The organism is Streptomyces sp. SS8, assembly GCF_054072955.1.
This window is the reverse complement of sequence record NZ_JBSVCZ010000006.1, coordinates 122,576-137,646: the sequence shown is the minus strand read 5'-3', so window position 1 is coordinate 137,646 and position 15,071 is coordinate 122,576. Positions and strand designations below refer to the sequence as shown.

Here is a 15,071-nt window from a genome sequence, read left to right as displayed (position 1 = left end):
GGGCGGTACGGGACCAGGCCCGTACCGCCCCCGCGCGGCCGTGTCGCGTAAGTGGCCGCTCAGCCGGTGCTCAGCGTCGCGCCACGCCCTCCGCGCGGGCGGCGGCGGCGACGGCGGAGGTCACCGCCGGAGCGACCCGCTCGTCGAAGGGGGAGGGGATCACGCGGTCGGCGCTCAGCTCGTCGGCGACCACCGCGGCCAGCGCCTCGGCGGCGGCCAGCTTCATGCCCTCGGTGATCTTCGAGGCCCGCACCTGGAGGGCGCCGGCGAAGATGCCGGGGAAGGCCAGGACGTTGTTGATCTGGTTCGGGTAGTCGCTGCGGCCGGTGGCGACGACCGAGGCGTACTTGCGGGCGACGTCCGGGTGGATCTCCGGAGTGGGGTTGGCCATGGCGAAGACGAAGGCGTCCTTCGCCATCCTCGCGACGGCCTCCTCGGGCACCGTGCCGCCGGACACGCCGATGAAGACGTCCGCGCCGTCCATCGCGGATTCCAGCGACCCGCTCAGCCCGGCCTTGTTGGTGAAGCCGGCCAGCTCCCGCTTGACGTCGGTGAGGTCGGTGCGGTCGGCCGAGACGATGCCCTTGCGGTCGCAGACCGCCACGTCGCCGATGCCGGCCTCCACCAGGATCCTGGCGATGGCCACCCCGGCCGCGCCGGCCCCGGAGATGACCGCGCGCAGCTCGCCGAGCGCGACGCCGCGCAGCCGGGCGGCGTTGCGCAGCGCGGCGAGGGTGACGACCGCCGTGCCGTGCTGGTCGTCGTGGAAGACCGGGATGTCCAGGCGCTCCTGGAGCCTGCGCTCGACCTCGAAGCAGCGCGGAGCGGAGATGTCCTCCAGGTTGACGCCCCCGAAGGAGGGCGCGAGCCGGACGACGGTCTCCACGATCTCGTCCACGTCGGTGCAGTCCAGCGCGATCGGGACCGCGTCCACGCCGCCGAACTGCTTGAAGAGGATCGCCTTGCCCTCCATCACCGGCAGCGACGCCTGCGGGCCGATGTCGCCCAGGCCCAGCACCGCGGTGCCGTCCGTGACGACCGCGACGACCTGGGACTTCCAGGTGTAGTCGTGGACCAGTTCCGGCTGCTCGGCGATGGCGCTGCACACCTTGGCCACACCCGGTGTGTATGCCAGGGAAAGGTCGTCCGCGTCCCGCACCGGCACGGTCGCCCGGACCGCCATCTTGCCGCCGCGGTGCAGGGCGAACGCCGGGTCGATGGCCGACTCGACGCCACCGTCCAGCTCGCCCTGGGAATTGACGATCTCCGCTGCCACTGTTTGACCCCTTTGCTGAAATTCCTGATCGAGGGTGGCCGCTGCCTGGTCGAGGCGCGGGCGGGCACCACGTCCGCGGCCTCTCCGGCGGATGGGGCCGCCGTCGAGGTGGTAACGAACGCCGGGCGCGTCGCACTCACGCCCTGGTCCCCGGGTGAGGGGTGTAACTGCTCTTTCTACCGGATGAGCACCACCACGCACGAATGTCTTCCGTCTCACCGGCTGCCCGCGAAGTACGCCGGACATGGGGCATCCTGGGCAAAGGGCCTGTAGAGAGGGTGGAAGGCCGATCGACACCGCGGGAGGGGAGTGACGAAGCTCTCTCCCTGTGTGCGCGCCTCCGCTCATTCGAGCGGGAGGGGCGATCGGGCGGGCTGTGGCATACGTCTCGTCAGGCGCCGATCGTTCCCGGTCGCCCGTTATCCGATTTTGACATGCTGGGCATCCTGGCCTCGGGTGTCCGGATGGCAAGATGCCCACATCACGCAGTGTCGCCGCGCGCCCCGGGCGTGCCCGGACGACCCCGGACACTCCACATCACCCCGCAGGAGGACCCCCTCATGACCGCACGCACCAACCGCCCCCTGCCCTCGGTGGAAGGCTCCCGCAGGCCGTCCGCGCGCCGGCGCCTGGCCGCCGCCGCGGCCGTCGCGATCACCGGCTCCCTGCTGCTGACCGCGTGCGGGGACCAGACCGACAAGGGCGGCGAGGGGGGCGGCGGCGAGGCCAAGAGCTCCGAGGCCCCGCTGTTCGACAAGCTTCCCAAGAAGATCCAGTCCGCCGGCGTCATCAAGGTCGGCTCGGACATCGCCTACGCGCCGGTCGAGTTCTACGACGAGAACGACGAGATCGCCGGTATCGACCCCGACCTGGGCGAGGCCCTGAGCAAGCAGCTCGGCGTCGAGTTCGAGTTCGGCAACGGCACCTTCGACGGGCTGATCACCGGTCTGAACTCCGGCCGCCACGACATCATCATGTCGGCGATGACCGACACCAAGCAGCGCCAGGAGGGCCTGGACGACAAGGGCAAGAAGGTCGGAGAGGGCGTCGACTTCGTCGACTACTTCCGGGCCGGCTCCTCGATCCTGGTCAAGAAGGGCAACCCCGAGGGCATCAAGTCCCTGGAGGACCTCTGCGGCGAGACCGTCGCACTCCAGCGCGGCACGGCGAACGAGGAGCTCGCCGAGGCGCAGAGCGAGAAGTGCGACAAGCCGATCAAGATCCTCGCCTTCGACAAGGACACCGAGGCCCTCCTCCAGGTCAAGCAGGGCCGCGCGGTCGCCGACATCAACGACTACCCGGTCGCCGCGTACAACGCCAAGACCTCCGGTGGCGGCGAGGACTTCGAGGTCGTCGGCGACCAGATCGACGCCGCCCCCTACGGCATCGCCGTCAGCAAGGAGAACACCGAGCTGCGCGACGCCGTCAAGGCGGCCCTCGACGCCATCATCGACAACGGCGAGTACCAGAAGGTCCTGGAGAAGTGGGAGGTCACCGACGCCGGAGTCGAGGAGGCCACCGTCAACGGCGGCAAGTGAGCCACAGCGAACCTCCGTAGTTCCACAGCAAAGGTAACTCTCCGTGTCCGAACCTGAAGACAAGGCACCATCCGCGCCGGTGCCGGCCTCCAACACCGAGGGCGGTGGAGCCGGGGCGGGCGGTGCGGTGCCGGTGACCAAGAACTCCCCGGTGCCGCCCGAGGCCGTCAAGGCCATCCCGGTGCGCCACTACGGCCGCTGGATAAGCGCCGCGATCGTGCTCGTCCTGTTCGGCCTGGTGGTGGCGGCCTTCGTGGGCGCCGACATCACCTGGCCGACGGTGGGGCGCTACCTCAACCACGAGACGATCCTCACCGGTGCGGTCAACACCCTGTGGATCACCCTGCTCGCCATGCTCATGGGTGTGGTGCTCGGCACCGTCCTGGCGGTGATGCGGCTGTCGAAGAACCCGGTGATGTCGTCCGTCGCCTGGGGCTACATCTGGGTCTTCCGCGGCACCCCCGTCCTGGTGCAGCTGCTGATCTGGTACAATCTGGCGCTGATCTTCCCCATCCTGGACCTGGGCTTCTACCGCGACGAGATGAACGACGTGATGACGCCGTTCCTCGCCGCACTGCTGGGCCTGGGCCTGAACGAGGCCGCCTACATGGCCGAGATCAGCCGCGCGGGCATCCAGTCGGTGGACGAGGGCCAGACCGAGGCGGCCCACGCGCTCGGCATGACCGGCTCGCGCACCATGCGACGCATCGTGCTGCCGCAGGCCATGCGGGTCATCATCCCGCCGACGGGCAACGAGTTCATCAACATGCTCAAGACCTCGTCGCTGGCCTATGCCATCCAGTACAGCGAGCTGCTGTTCTCCGCCACCAGGATCTCCTCGCGCAACCTGGAGGTGATGGAGCTGCTGCTGGTGGCGACCATCTGGTACCTGATCCTCACCACGATCTTCAGCGTCGGCCAGTTCTACCTGGAGCGCCACTTCCAGCGCGGATCGTCCCGCAACCTGCCGCCCACGCCGTGGCAGCGGATCAGCAAGAGCCTCACCTCGTTCCGCACGCCGAGCCGGGTGGGAGGGAAGACGGTATGACCACCCCAGCTGTCCCGATGGTGAAGGCGGAGGGCGTCCACAAGTCCTTCGGCCACGCACACATCCTCAAGGGCATCGACCTGGAGGTCGCCGCGGGCGAGGTGTTCTGCCTGGTCGGCCCGTCCGGCTCCGGCAAGTCCACCTTCCTGCGCTGCATCAACCACCTGGAGAAGATCAGCGCCGGGCGGCTGTCGGTCGACGGCCACCTGGTCGGCTACCGGCAGAAGGGCGACAAGCTCTACGAGCTCAAGGAGCGCGAGGTCGCGGCCCAGCGCCGCGACATCGGCATGGTCTTCCAGCGCTTCAACCTCTTCCCGCACATGACCGCGGTGGAGAACGTCATGGAGGCGCCCGTCCAGGTCAAGGGCGAGTCCAGGGCGGCGGCCCGGGAGCGGGCCCTGAAGCTGCTGGAGAGGGTCGGCCTGGGCAACCGGACGGACAACTACCCCTCCCAGCTCTCCGGCGGCCAGCAGCAGCGCGTGGCCATCGCCCGCGCACTGGCGATGGAGCCCAAGCTGATGCTCTTCGACGAGCCCACCTCGGCGCTCGACCCGGAGCTGGTCGGCGAGGTGCTGGACGTCATGCGGGGGCTGGCCGAGGACGGCATGACGATGGTCGTCGTCACCCACGAGATGGGCTTCGCCCGGGAGGTCGGCGACTCGCTGGTCTTCATGGACGACGGCGTGGTCGTGGAGTCGGGCCATCCGCGCGATGTGCTGACCGATCCGCAGCACGAGCGGACCAAGGCGTTCCTGTCGAAGGTTCTCTGAGAGGCGGACACCGTCGCGAGGGCGGTGCGGAGCCCGGACCGGGGCCCGCACCGCCCTCCCGCCTTTTCCGGCGCCGGCCGGCCGTCCCCGCCGCCGGCCTCCGCGCGAGCCCGCGGCGAGTCTCACACGGCTGTCCTGTTCCGCGGCGGCCCGGCTCGGCCTAGGGTTTGGATCATGTTTGCTGCCTATGCCGCGCGCATCGACCGAGACAAGCCGCTGACCGGACTGGAGCTGGGCGAGCGTCCGGAGCCGGACGTTCCGCTCGGCTGGACGACCGTCGACGTCAAGGCGGCCTCCCTCAACCACCACGACCTGTGGTCCCTGCGCGGCGTCGGCCTCGGCGAGGAGTCGCTGCCGATGATCCTCGGCTGCGACGCGGCCGGGGTGGACGCCGACGGCAACGAGGTCGTGCTCTACTCCGTCATCGGCGCGACCGGGCACGGGGTCGGGCCGCGCGAGCGGCCCTCGATCCTGACCGAGAAGTACCAGGGCACCTTCGCCGAACGGGTCGCCGTACCGCAGTGGAACGTCCTGCCCAAGCCGAAGGAGCTCTCCTTCGAGGAGGCCGCCTGCCTGCCGACGGCGTGGCTGACCGCCTACCGGATGCTCTTCACCAACGCCGAGGTGCGCCCCGGGGACTCCGTCCTGGTGCAGGGCGCGGGCGGCGGCGTCGCCACGGCCGCCATCGTGCTGGGCGCGGCGGCGGGCCTGCGGGTCTTCGCCACCAGCCGGGACGAGGCCAAGCGCAGGCGGGCCGAGGAGTTGGGCGCCGAGGCGGCGTTCGAGAGCGGTGCGCGGCTGCCGCACCGGATGGACGCGGTGATCGAGACGGTCGGGGCCGCCACCTGGTCCCACTCGGTGAAGTCCCTCAAGCCCGGCGGCAGGCTGGTCATCTCGGGCGCCACCAGCGGCCCGAACCCGCCGGCCACCGAGCTGAACCGGATCTTCTTCCTGGAGCTGAAGGTCGTCGGCTCCACGATGGGGTCCAAGGAGGAGCTGGCCGGGCTGCTGAACTTCTGCGCGGCCAAGGGCGTGCGCCCGGTGATCGACTCCACGCTGCCGCTGGACCGGGCCCGTGAGGGCTTCGAGAAGATGGCGGCGGGCGACCTCTTCGGCAAGATCGTCCTGACGGTTTGACGGTCTGACGGTCTGACGGCCCGGCGGCGTGGCGACCCGCCACCGCCTCCGGGGAGGCGGGCCGCCGTGCTTCTCAGGCCCCGGGACCGCCCGTGCCGCCGGGGCTGTCCGTGCCGTTCGGGCCGGGCGAGCGCAGCAGGGAGACGATGTGGGCCGCCGCCGTCGACAGATGGCGGCGGGCCTCGCGCAGCCGCTCCTCGTCCACGCCGTGGTCGCGGGCCGCGTCCCGCACGTCGTCGCGGAACCGGTCCAGCAGCCGCTCCAGATCGCGCCGGGGGTCGCCGGACGGCGTGGCGGGCTCCTCGGCCCACTCCGGGGCCGCCGCCCGCGCCGCGCCCGCCCGTTCGTCCGGTTCCGCCCGCTTCGGCCGGGGCGCGGCCCGGCCGCCCGTGCCGGCCGCGCCGCCCAGGTCCCCCAGACCGCTCAGGCCGCCCAGCCCGCCCAGATGCCTGCCCAGTTCCGACATGCCCGCGCGCACCGCGCCCTGCCAGTCGCCCTGCTGGACGTGCGACTGGACCTGCTCCTGGACCTGGCGGGCGATCCGCTCGGCCTCCTGGCGGGCGGCGTCCCGCGCCTGCCGGGCCCTGCGCGCCTGGAGCCGGGCCTGCTGGGCCTCCTGGCGGGCGCGGCGGGCCTGCTCCTTCCACTGCTCACCGGCCCGGCGCATCTCCTCGCGCGCGGCCCGCAGCGCGTCCTCGTCGCCCCAGGAGCCCTCCCGGATGCTCTCCCAGGCCTTCTCCCAGCCGGGCGCGGACGTGCCGCCGCCCCCGGAGCCCTCGCCTCCCTCGGCGCCCGGGACCCGCCCGGCGCCGCGGGTCCGCTCGGCCGCCTCGCGCATCTCGCGGCGCAGGTCGCCGGCCGCGCCGCTGACGTCCTCGCGGATGTCGGCGGCCAGCGCCGCCAGCGACCGGTGGATCTCCAGCTCCAGCTCGGTCAGCTCGCCCTGCCTGCCGGAGAGTTCGGCGCGGCCGGCGTCGGTGAGGGAGTAGACCTTGCGGCCGCCCTCGGTGGTGTGGCTGACCAGCCCCTCGGCCTCCAGCTTGGCCAGCCGCGGATAGACGGTGCCGGCCGAGGGCGCGTACAGCCCCTGGAAGCGCTCCTCCAGCAGCCGGATCACCTCGTAGCCGTGGCGGGGTGCCTCGTCGAGCAGCTTCAGCAGGTACAGGCGCAGTCGGCCATGGGCGAAGACGGGGGGCATGTCACACGTCCTTACGGGGGGAGGACTCGGCCGGCGAGGGTGTGCCGCCGGTCGCGAAGGGGGCGCCGGCCTCCTCGCCGGCTTCCGGCTCCGGGCGGCGCAGCAGGGCGATCGAGCCGGAGACGGTGGTGGCCCGCAGCAGTCCGTCGCCCGTACCGAGGGTGCCGGTGACACGCCTGGCACCCCACTGCCCCGAGATCCGCAGCTCCTCGAAGGCGCAGGAGACGGCGCCCGCGGCGGTGCCCGCCTCCACGGCGGCGTCGGCCGGCTCCGGCAGCCGCAGGGCTATCCCGCCCGACACGGAACTCAGCCGGACGTCGGTGCGCCGCCGCTCCCGCGCCGGGGCCAGGTCGACCGCCATGTCGCCGCTGACGGAGTCGGCCCGCACCGGCGAGCCGCCGCCGTCGATGACCGTCAGATCACCGGAGACGGAGTTGAAGCGCAGGCCCCCCGTCACGCCCTGTGCCTGCACATCGCCGGAGACGGTGTCGGCGCGTACGTCGCCGCGCAGGCCCACCAGGGTGATGCCGCCGGTGACCCCGCGCACCTCGGTGCGCCCCTCGATACCGGTGACCACCGCGTCGGCCCCGACCACGCCGACCTCGACCCGGACACCGGCGGGCACGGCGAGCGAGACGTCGGCGCTGTGCGGCCATGTCTCGCGGTCGAGGAGGGTGAGGAAGCCCTTCCAGGGCAGGTCGTCATAGGCGACCGTGAGCGTGCCGTCCTCCAGCCGGACGGTCGGCGGGGGCCCGGTGACGGCCCCGACCTCCAGCCTGGCGGGCGGGGCGTCGGTGCCGACGACGTTCACCGCGCCGCCCACCACGCGCACCCGCAGGGTGTGAACGTCCTCCTCGAAGACGAGCGCGCACGGCGCGTCCACGGACCACTCGGACCGGCCTGGCACGGCGGCCTCCCCTGCATCGGCGTACGACGACATATCGCGTCCCTGTGGAGACACGATATATCGCGGTCGCGGGAAGTCAAGGGAAGCGCACGGCCGCACGGCGGGGGCGCGGGCCGCCCGCCGTCACTCGTCCTCGTCGTCCAGACGCGCCAGCCAGGTCGCCAGCCGCTCCACGGGCACCTCGAAGTCCGGGTTGAGGTCGACGAAGGTCCGCAGCTGCTCGGAGAGCCACTCGAAGGTGACCTCCTCCTCGCCGCGCCGCTGCGCCAGCTCCTCGATACCGCGGTCGGTGAAGTACATGGCCGTCTCCTGTCGGGGCCTGATGGGGTGCGTGGGTATCACGGGCGTGGGGCCCGTACCGTCGAGGTGACGGTACGGGCCCCACGGGGCCTGCGGGCGGCGGCGGGCCGCCCGCAGGCCCTTTCGCCGGCCTCGCCGGCTCAGAGGTCGAAGACCTCGTTGACCAGCTGCTGCTGCTCGGCCTGGTGGCGCTTGGCGGAACCCACCGCCGGGGACGAGGACGACGGACGCGAGACCCGGCGCAGCCGGTCCGCGTTCGGGGCCTTCCCCGAGCCGATGAACAGGTCGAGGTGGTCCACCAGGTTGAGCGCGATGAACGGCCACGCGCCCTGGTTCGCCGGCTCCTCCTGCGCCCACACGATCGTCGAGGCTCCGGAGTAGCGGGCCATCTCGGCCTGGATCTCCTTGCTGGGCAGCGGGTACAGCCGCTCCAGCCGGATGATCGCGGTGTCGGTCACGCCCCGCTTGCTCCGCTCGGCGGCGAGGTCGTAGTAGACCTTGCCGGAGCAGAAGACGACCTTGCGCACCTGGGCCGGGTCCACCGAGGCGTCGCCGATCACCGGGCGGAAGCCGCCGGAGGTGAACTCCGCCGCCTTCGAGGTCGCCGCCTTGAGCCGGAGCATCGACTTCGGGGTGAAGACGATCAGCGGCTTGTGGTGCGGGTTGTGCACCTGCCAGCGCAGCAGGTGGAAGTAGTTCGACGGCAGGGTCGGCGCCGCGACCGTCATGCTGTTCTGCGCGCACAGCTGGAGGAAGCGCTCGATCCGGGCCGAGGAGTGGTCCGGGCCCTGGCCCTCGTAGCCGTGCGGCAGCAGCAGCGTGACGCCGGAGGTCTGGCCCCACTTCTGCTCGGCCGAGGAGATGAACTCGTCCACGACCGTCTGCGCGCCGTTGACGAAGTCGCCGAACTGCGCCTCCCACATCACCAGCGCCTCGGGGCGGGCCAGGGAGTAGCCGTACTCGAAGCCCATCGCCGCGTACTCGCTCAGCAGCGAGTCGTAGACGTTGAAGCGGGCCTGGTCCTCGGACAGATACAGCAGCGGGGTGTAGTCCTCGCCGGTCTCCCGGTCCACCAGCACCGCGTGGCGCTGGCCGAAGGTGCCGCGGCGGGAGTCCTGGCCGGCCAGCCGGACGGGGGTGCCCTCCATCAGCAGCGAGCCGACGGCGAGCGTCTCGCCCATCGCCCAGTCGATCCTGTCCTCCTCCACCATCGCCGCGCGGCGCTGGAGCTGCGGCAGCAGCCTGGGGTGGACGGTGATCCGCTCGGGGATGTTGACCTGGGACTCGGCGATCCGCTTGAGGACCTCCGAGCTGACGCCGGTGTCCACCGAGACCGGGAACTCCGCCTGCGGGACCGGAACCTCCGCCGGGGCCGGCTGGCTGGTGGCGTCGCGGACCTCGGTGAAGACCTTCTCCAGCTGCCCCTGGAAGTCCTGGAGCGCCTGCTCGGCCTCCTCCAGCGTGATGTCGCCCCGGCCGATCAGCGACTCGGTGTAGAGCTTGCGCACCGAGCGCTTCTTGTCGATCAGGTTGTACATCAGCGGCTGGGTGAAGTGCGGGTTGTCGGCCTCGTTGTGACCGCGGCGGCGGTAGCAGATGAGGTCGATCACCACGTCCTTGTTGAACGCCTGGCGGAACTCGAAGGCCAGCCGCGCCACGCGCACGCAGGCCTCCGGGTCGTCGCCGTTGACGTGGAAGACCGGCGCCTCGATCATCCGCGCCACGTCCGTGGCGTACATCGAGGAGCGCGCCGACTCCGGCGGGGCGGTGAAGCCGACCTGGTTGTTGATGACCACGTGCACGGTGCCGCCGGTGCGGTAGCCGCGCAGCTGCGACATGTTCAGCGTCTCGGCCACCACGCCCTGGCCCGCGAAGGCCGCGTCGCCGTGCAGCTGTACGGGCAGGACGGTGAAGTCCGTGCCGCCCTTGCCGATGATGTCCTGCTTGGCGCGGGCCACGCCCTCCACGACCGGGTCCACGGCCTCCAGGTGGGAGGGGTTGGCGGTGAGGGAGACCTTGATCTCCTCGCCGTCCAGGCCGGTGAAGGTGCCCTCGGCGCCCAGGTGGTACTTCACGTCGCCGGAGCCGTGCATCGACTTCGGGTCGAGGTTGCCCTCGAACTCGCGGAAGATCTGGGCGTAGGACTTGCCCACGATGTTGGCCAGCACGTTGAGGCGGCCGCGGTGGGCCATGCCGACGACGACCTCGTCCAGACGCGCCTCGGCGGCGGCGTCGAGCACGGCGTCCAGCATCGGGATGACGGACTCGCCGCCCTCCAGCGAGAAGCGCTTCTGGCCCACGTACTTGGTCTGCAGGAAGACCTCGAACGCCTCGGCGGCGTTCAGCCTGCGCAGGATGCGCAGCTGCTCGTCGCGCTCCAGGGAGGAGTGCGGGCGCTCGACGCGGTCCTGGATCCACTTGCGCTGCTTGGGGTCCTGGATGTGCATGTACTCGATGCCGGTGGTGCGGCAGTACGAGTCGCGCAGCACGCCCAGGATGTCGCGCAGCTTCATCAGGGACTTGCCGGCGAAGCCGCCGACCGCGAACTCCCGCTCCAGGTCCCACAGGGTGAGCCCGTGCTCGGTGATGTCCAGGTCGGGGTGCTTGCGCTGCTCGTACTCCAGCGGGTCGGTGTCGGCCATGACGTGGCCGCGGACCCGGTAGGAGTGGATCAGGTCGAAGACGCGGGCGGCCTTGGTGACGTCGTCGTCGTGGGAGACGTCGATGTCGCGCAGCCAGCGCACCGGCTCGTAGGGGATGCGCAGCGCCTTGAAGATCTCGTCGTAGAAGTCGTTCTCGCCGAGCAGCAGCTGGTGCATGATCCGCAGGAACTCGCCGGAGGCGGCACCCTGGATCACACGATGGTCGTAGGTGCTGGTCAGCGTCATGACCTTGGAGACGCCCAGCTTGTTCAGGGTGTCCTGCGAGGTGCCCTGGAACTCCGCCGGGTACTCCATCGCGCCGACGCCGATGATCAGGCCCTGGCCGGGCATCAGGCGCGGCACCGAGTGGACGGTGCCGATGCCGCCGGGGTTGGTCAGCGACGCGGTGACGCCGGAGAAGTCCTCCATCGTCAGCTTGTTGTTCCGGGCGCGGCGCACGATGTCCTCGTAGGCCTGCCAGAACTCGAAGAAGGTCAGCGTCTCGGCCTTCTTGATGGCGGCCACCACGAGCTGGCGGTCGCCGTTGGGCTTGACCAGGTCGATGGCCAGGCCGAGGTTGACGTGGTCGGGCTTGACCAGCGTCGGCTTGCCGTCCTTCTCGGTGTAGGAGTGGTTCATCGACGGCATCGCCTTGAGCGCCTGCACCATGGCGTAGCCGATGAGGTGCGTGAAGGACACCTTGCCGCCGCGGGCGCGCTTGAGGTGGTTGTTGATGACGATGCGGTTGTCGATGAGCAGCTTCACCGGGATCGCGCGCACCGACGTGGCGGTGGGCAGCTCCAGCGAGGCGTTCATGTTCCGGGCTACCGCGGCGGACGGGCCGCGCAGCGGCACGTACTCCGGTCCGGCCGCCCGGCCGTCCCCGCCCTCGGCGGTCTCGGCCTCGGCGGGCTCGCTCCTGGGAGGCGCGGCCTTGGCGGCGGGCTTCGCCGCCGGCTCGCTCCCGGCGGGAGCGGGCTTCGCGGCGGGCTCGGACGCGGGGGCCTTCGCGGCGGGCGCCGTCTGCTGGGGCCGGGGGGCCTGGGACGCCTGGGGCTCACCCGCGGGCTTCGACGCGCTGGGGGCCGCGGCACCTCCGGCGGCCTGTCCCGGCTTGTAGTCGGCGAAGAAGTCCCACCAGGCCCGGTCCACTGAGTTCGGGTCCTGGAGGTACTGCTGGTAGATCTCGTCGACGAGCCACTCGTTGGCACCGAAACCGGCGGCAGGACTCTTGCCCTGCCCGTCCTGGTCGGTCCTGGGAGAACTCGAAGTCTTGGGGGCCTGTGGCGACACGGCGGCAACCGCCCTCTTCCGCTTACCTGTGTGGGTGGACAGCAGAAATAAAGGCTACGCTCCCTGCGCCGTTCGGTGCAGTCGGCATGGTGTTTGCGTCGCCTAAGTCACATCCACAGGCGCGTTTCGGCGCTTTCTTTGGCGGGAAACGAACATGGTTCGACTGCTTCAGGGAAGGCGCGCCCCAGGGAGTGGCCCCTGCCTCGCTCCCTCACCTCGCGGCTGCTTCGAGCCTACGTCAACTCCAGTTTGGACGTATCGCCGGGAAGGGTGACGAGGATCCGGCAGCCGCGCGGGGATTCGGCCACCCCGATCCGTCCTCCGTGCAGATCCACCGCCCAGCGCGCGATGGCCAGCCCCAGCCCCGTGCCGCCGTCCTTGCCCTCGGCCGGCGCGGAGCGGCCGAAGCGCTCGAAGACCCTGGCGCGGTCCGCCTCCGGGATGCCCGGGCCCTCGTCCAGCACCTCCAGCTCCAGGCTCAGCGGCGCCCGGCCCGGACGTGCCCGCACCGTCACCCGGCCGTGGGGCGGACTGTGCTTGACGGCGTTGTCGATCAGGTTGGCGACCACCTGGTGCAGCCGCTCGGTGTCGGCGTACGCGACCATGTCCGAGGGGGTCACCTCCAGATGGAGGTGGACATCGGTGCGGGAGTGCCCCTGACCCTTGGTCATGTTGGCCTCCTTGAGCACGCCCGCCAGATAGGGCCACACCTCGAAGCGGCGCGAGTGCAGCGGCACCACGCCGTTGTCGAGCCTGGACAGATCCAGCAGGTGCTCCACCAGGCGGCCCAGGCGCTCGGTCTGCCGCAGCGCGATGTCCATCGTCGCCGGATCGGCCTCGGATACCCCGTCCACCACGTTCTCCAGCACCGCGCGCAGCGCCGCGATCGGGGTGCGCAGCTCGTGCGAGACGTTGGCCACCAGCTCCTTGCGGTGCCGGTCGGCGGCCTCCAGGTCGGCGGCCATGCTGTTGAAGGTGCCGGCCAGCTCGCCCAGCTCGTCGCGGCGGTCGACACGGACCCGCCGGCTGTAGTCGCCGCGCGCCATCCAGCGGGCGGCGTCCGTCATCTCGTCCAGCGGCGCGGCCAGCCCGTGCGCCACGAACTGGGTGACCACCAGCGAGGCGATCACCGCGAGCAGGGCGATCACCCGCAGCTCGATGGCCGAGTGGACCGCGACGATGGTCAGCAAGGTGGTGATGGCCACCGTGACGATCACCAGCGCGCCCAGCGCGGCCTTCACGGAGCGGAACGGGTCCACGGGGCGCACGCCCTCCCAGAACCGGTTCCACAGGGAGCGCCGGCGGCGGCCCGCGCCCGCCGCGCTCATGTCCAGTCGGGGGCCGGGGCGGGAGCCTCCAGCGCGTAGCCGACGCCGTGGACGGTGCGTATCCGCTCCGCGCCGATCTTCCGGCGCAGCGCCTTGATGTGGCTGTCGACCGTGCGCGTGCCCGAGGCGTCCGCCCAGTCCCACACCTCGGCCAGGAGCTGTTCGCGCGAGAGCACCGCGCGGGGGGAGTTGGCCAGGCAGACCAGCAGGTCGAACTCGGTCGGGGTGAGGTGGACGTCCCGGCCGGACACCCGCACCCGGCGCTGGGCGTTGTCGATCTCCAGCTCGCCCAGCCGCAGCGTGCCCGAGCGGGGGGAGGACGCGGCGATCGTGGCCCGTTCCACGCGGCGCAGCAGGACGTGGGCGCGCGCGACCAGCTCCCGCATGGAGAAGGGCTTGGTCATGTAGTCGTCCGCACCGACGCCCAGGCCGACCAGCATGTCGGTCTCGTCGTCCCGGGCGGTGAGCATCAGCACCGGGACCGGCCGCTGCGCCTGCACCCGGCGGCAGACCTCCAGGCCGTCGAAGCCCGGCAGCATCACGTCCAGCACCAGCAGGTCGGGCTGCCACGCCTCGGCCGCCTCCACCGCCGCCGGGCCGTCCCCGGCGGTGCGGACCTGGAAGCCCTCGGCGCGCAGCCGGGCGGCGACCGCCTCGGTGATGGTCGGGTCGTCCTCCACGACCAGGATCCGGCGCTGGGCGCCCGGGGTGGCCGCCGCGGCGGCGGTGCCGCCGTGGGACTGCGTGGTGTTCCTGTGGTCCATACGTCTCGCCCTACCGCTCGGTTTCTCGCTAGAGCGTAAAGGGCGCGTGTGCGCTGCGCTACGCCGGTCGGGTGGCGAGGTGCACCACGTCCGGGACGCCTCGGGCGACGGGCACCTCTTCGGTGCGCACCCGCGTGAACCCGGCATTCCGGAGCGCTTCGCCGAACGCCCGGGACGGCTGCGCGGACCACACGGCCAGCACCCCGCCCGGGGCGAGCCGCCGCGCGCAGGCGGCGAGCCCGGCGGGCGTGTAGAGCGAGCCGTTGTCCTCGGTGACCGTCCAGTCGGGACCGTTGTCGACGTCCAGGCACAGCGCGTCGTACGGTTCACCGCCGTCGGGGCCGCTCCCGGGGCCGCCGCCGGTCAGGTGCGCCAGGAGGTCGTCGCGGACGATCCGCACCCGGGGATCGGCCAGCGCGCCGCGGGAGATCTCGCCGAGCGGGCCGTCGCGGTGCCAGTCGATCACCGCCTCCTCCCGCTCGACCACCGTGATCCGCCCCCAGCGCGGCTCGGCCGCCGCCTCGGCCAGCGAGAAGCCGACGCCCAGCCCGCCGATCAGCACGGCCGGGGAGGGCCGGCCGCCGCCGGCGTCCAGCTCCTCGAGCGCGGTCCGCACCAGCAGGCGCTCGGAGCGGCCGTCGGAGGTGTCCATCAGGAAGCAGCCGTTGGCGATGATCTGCAGCAGCTCGCCGTGCCGCCGCAGCACCACCTCGCCGTGGGGGCCGTCGCGGCGGTCCAGGACGAGGGGGGCGCCGGCCCCGCGGCCGGCCGCCGCCTCGTACGGGAGGTACGGGGGGTGCGGGTTCTGCGTGTCGGCCGTCATGCCGACCATCCTGCCGGTGGCGGGCGGAGCGCGGCGGAGGGGCCGGT

At 71.7% G+C, this 15,071-nt stretch carries 12 protein-coding genes; 4 read left to right on the top strand and 8 right to left on the bottom strand.

What is annotated here, in order from left to right; translation table 11 throughout:
• Positions 1-70: 70 nt before the first annotated feature.
• On the bottom strand, positions 71-1,276 hold the full coding sequence (locus ACW69E_RS08340) for an NAD(P)-dependent malic enzyme (protein ID WP_457497537.1): 1,206 nt from the start codon (positions 1,274-1,276) through the stop codon (positions 71-73).
• Between the two features lie 560 nt (positions 1,277-1,836).
• Between ACW69E_RS08340 and ACW69E_RS08335 the strand changes: the two genes are divergently transcribed.
• The 4 genes from ACW69E_RS08335 (at position 1,837) to ACW69E_RS08320 (ending at position 5,769) form a co-directional block, all read left to right on the top strand.
• Positions 1,837-2,814, top strand: a complete 978-nt coding sequence (locus ACW69E_RS08335) for an ABC transporter substrate-binding protein (RefSeq protein WP_457497536.1) — start codon at positions 1,837-1,839, stop codon at positions 2,812-2,814.
• 43 nt (positions 2,815-2,857) lie between these two features.
• Positions 2,858-3,862, top strand: coding sequence for an amino acid ABC transporter permease (locus ACW69E_RS08330; protein WP_457497535.1), 1,005 nt, complete (start codon positions 2,858-2,860; stop codon positions 3,860-3,862).
• Entirely contained in the window at positions 3,859-4,632 is a 774-nt protein-coding gene (locus ACW69E_RS08325) for an amino acid ABC transporter ATP-binding protein (RefSeq protein ID WP_457497534.1), read from the top strand. Before ACW69E_RS08330 ends, ACW69E_RS08325 begins: the two co-directional genes overlap by 4 nt.
• A gap of 174 nt (positions 4,633-4,806) precedes the next feature.
• Positions 4,807-5,769 carry a zinc-binding dehydrogenase gene (locus ACW69E_RS08320; RefSeq protein WP_457497533.1) on the top strand — a complete coding sequence of 321 codons (963 nt, stop codon included), beginning with the start codon at positions 4,807-4,809 and terminating at the stop codon, positions 5,767-5,769.
• A 73-nt stretch (positions 5,770-5,842) separates the two neighbouring features.
• On the opposite strand, the gene ACW69E_RS08315 is transcribed toward ACW69E_RS08320, so the two are convergent.
• From ACW69E_RS08315 to ACW69E_RS08285, 7 genes are all read right to left on the bottom strand, one after another.
• Entirely contained in the window at positions 5,843-6,967 is a 1,125-nt protein-coding gene (locus ACW69E_RS08315; protein ID WP_457497532.1) for a PadR family transcriptional regulator, read from the bottom strand.
• 1 nt (position 6,968) lies between these two features.
• Positions 6,969-7,907, bottom strand: coding sequence for a DUF4097 family beta strand repeat-containing protein (locus ACW69E_RS08310; RefSeq protein WP_457497531.1), 939 nt, complete (start codon positions 7,905-7,907; stop codon positions 6,969-6,971).
• 90 nt (positions 7,908-7,997) lie between these two features.
• The gene (locus tag ACW69E_RS08305; RefSeq protein WP_093847737.1) at positions 7,998-8,174 is read right to left on the bottom strand and encodes a DUF6104 family protein; all 177 of its coding nucleotides are present in this window, start codon (positions 8,172-8,174) and stop codon (positions 7,998-8,000) included.
• A 140-nt stretch (positions 8,175-8,314) separates the two neighbouring features.
• The gene (locus ACW69E_RS08300; RefSeq protein ID WP_457497530.1) at positions 8,315-12,109 is read right to left on the bottom strand and encodes a multifunctional oxoglutarate decarboxylase/oxoglutarate dehydrogenase thiamine pyrophosphate-binding subunit/dihydrolipoyllysine-residue succinyltransferase subunit; all 3,795 of its coding nucleotides are present in this window, start codon (positions 12,107-12,109) and stop codon (positions 8,315-8,317) included.
• 233 nt (positions 12,110-12,342) lie between these two features.
• Entirely contained in the window at positions 12,343-13,437 is a 1,095-nt protein-coding gene (locus ACW69E_RS08295; RefSeq protein WP_457497529.1) for a HAMP domain-containing sensor histidine kinase, read from the bottom strand.
• Positions 13,434-14,201: a response regulator transcription factor gene (locus ACW69E_RS08290; RefSeq protein ID WP_457497528.1), complete on the bottom strand. Its 768-nt coding sequence runs from the start codon at positions 14,199-14,201 to the stop codon at positions 13,434-13,436. Before ACW69E_RS08290 ends, ACW69E_RS08295 begins: the two co-directional genes overlap by 4 nt.
• Positions 14,202-14,259: 58 nt before the next feature.
• Positions 14,260-15,033 carry a spermidine synthase gene (locus ACW69E_RS08285; protein ID WP_457497527.1) on the bottom strand — a complete coding sequence of 258 codons (774 nt, stop codon included), beginning with the start codon at positions 15,031-15,033 and terminating at the stop codon, positions 14,260-14,262.
• Between the last annotated feature and the right edge of the window lie 38 nt (positions 15,034-15,071).

Bases quoted from the DNA above. Each gene is read 5' to 3' on its own strand.
- ACW69E_RS08335 (WP_457497536.1), top strand. From the start codon at position 1,837: ATGACCGCACGCACCAACCGCCCCCTGCCCTCGGTGGAAGGCTCCCGC.
- ACW69E_RS08325 (WP_457497534.1), top strand. From the start codon at position 3,859: ATGACCACCCCAGCTGTCCCGATGGTGAAGGCGGAGGGCGTCCACAAG.
- ACW69E_RS08320 (WP_457497533.1), top strand. From the start codon at position 4,807: ATGTTTGCTGCCTATGCCGCGCGCATCGACCGAGACAAGCCGCTGACC.
- ACW69E_RS08315 (WP_457497532.1), bottom strand. From the start codon at position 6,967: ATGCCCCCCGTCTTCGCCCATGGCCGACTGCGCCTGTACCTGCTGAAG.
- ACW69E_RS08310 (WP_457497531.1), bottom strand. From the start codon at position 7,907: ATGTCGTCGTACGCCGATGCAGGGGAGGCCGCCGTGCCAGGCCGGTCC.
- ACW69E_RS08305 (WP_093847737.1), bottom strand. From the start codon at position 8,174: ATGTACTTCACCGACCGCGGTATCGAGGAGCTGGCGCAGCGGCGCGGC.
- ACW69E_RS08295 (WP_457497529.1), bottom strand. From the start codon at position 13,437: ATGAGCGCGGCGGGCGCGGGCCGCCGCCGGCGCTCCCTGTGGAACCGG.
- ACW69E_RS08290 (WP_457497528.1), bottom strand. From the start codon at position 14,201: ATGGACCACAGGAACACCACGCAGTCCCACGGCGGCACCGCCGCCGCG.
- ACW69E_RS08285 (WP_457497527.1), bottom strand. From the start codon at position 15,033: ATGGTCGGCATGACGGCCGACACGCAGAACCCGCACCCCCCGTACCTC.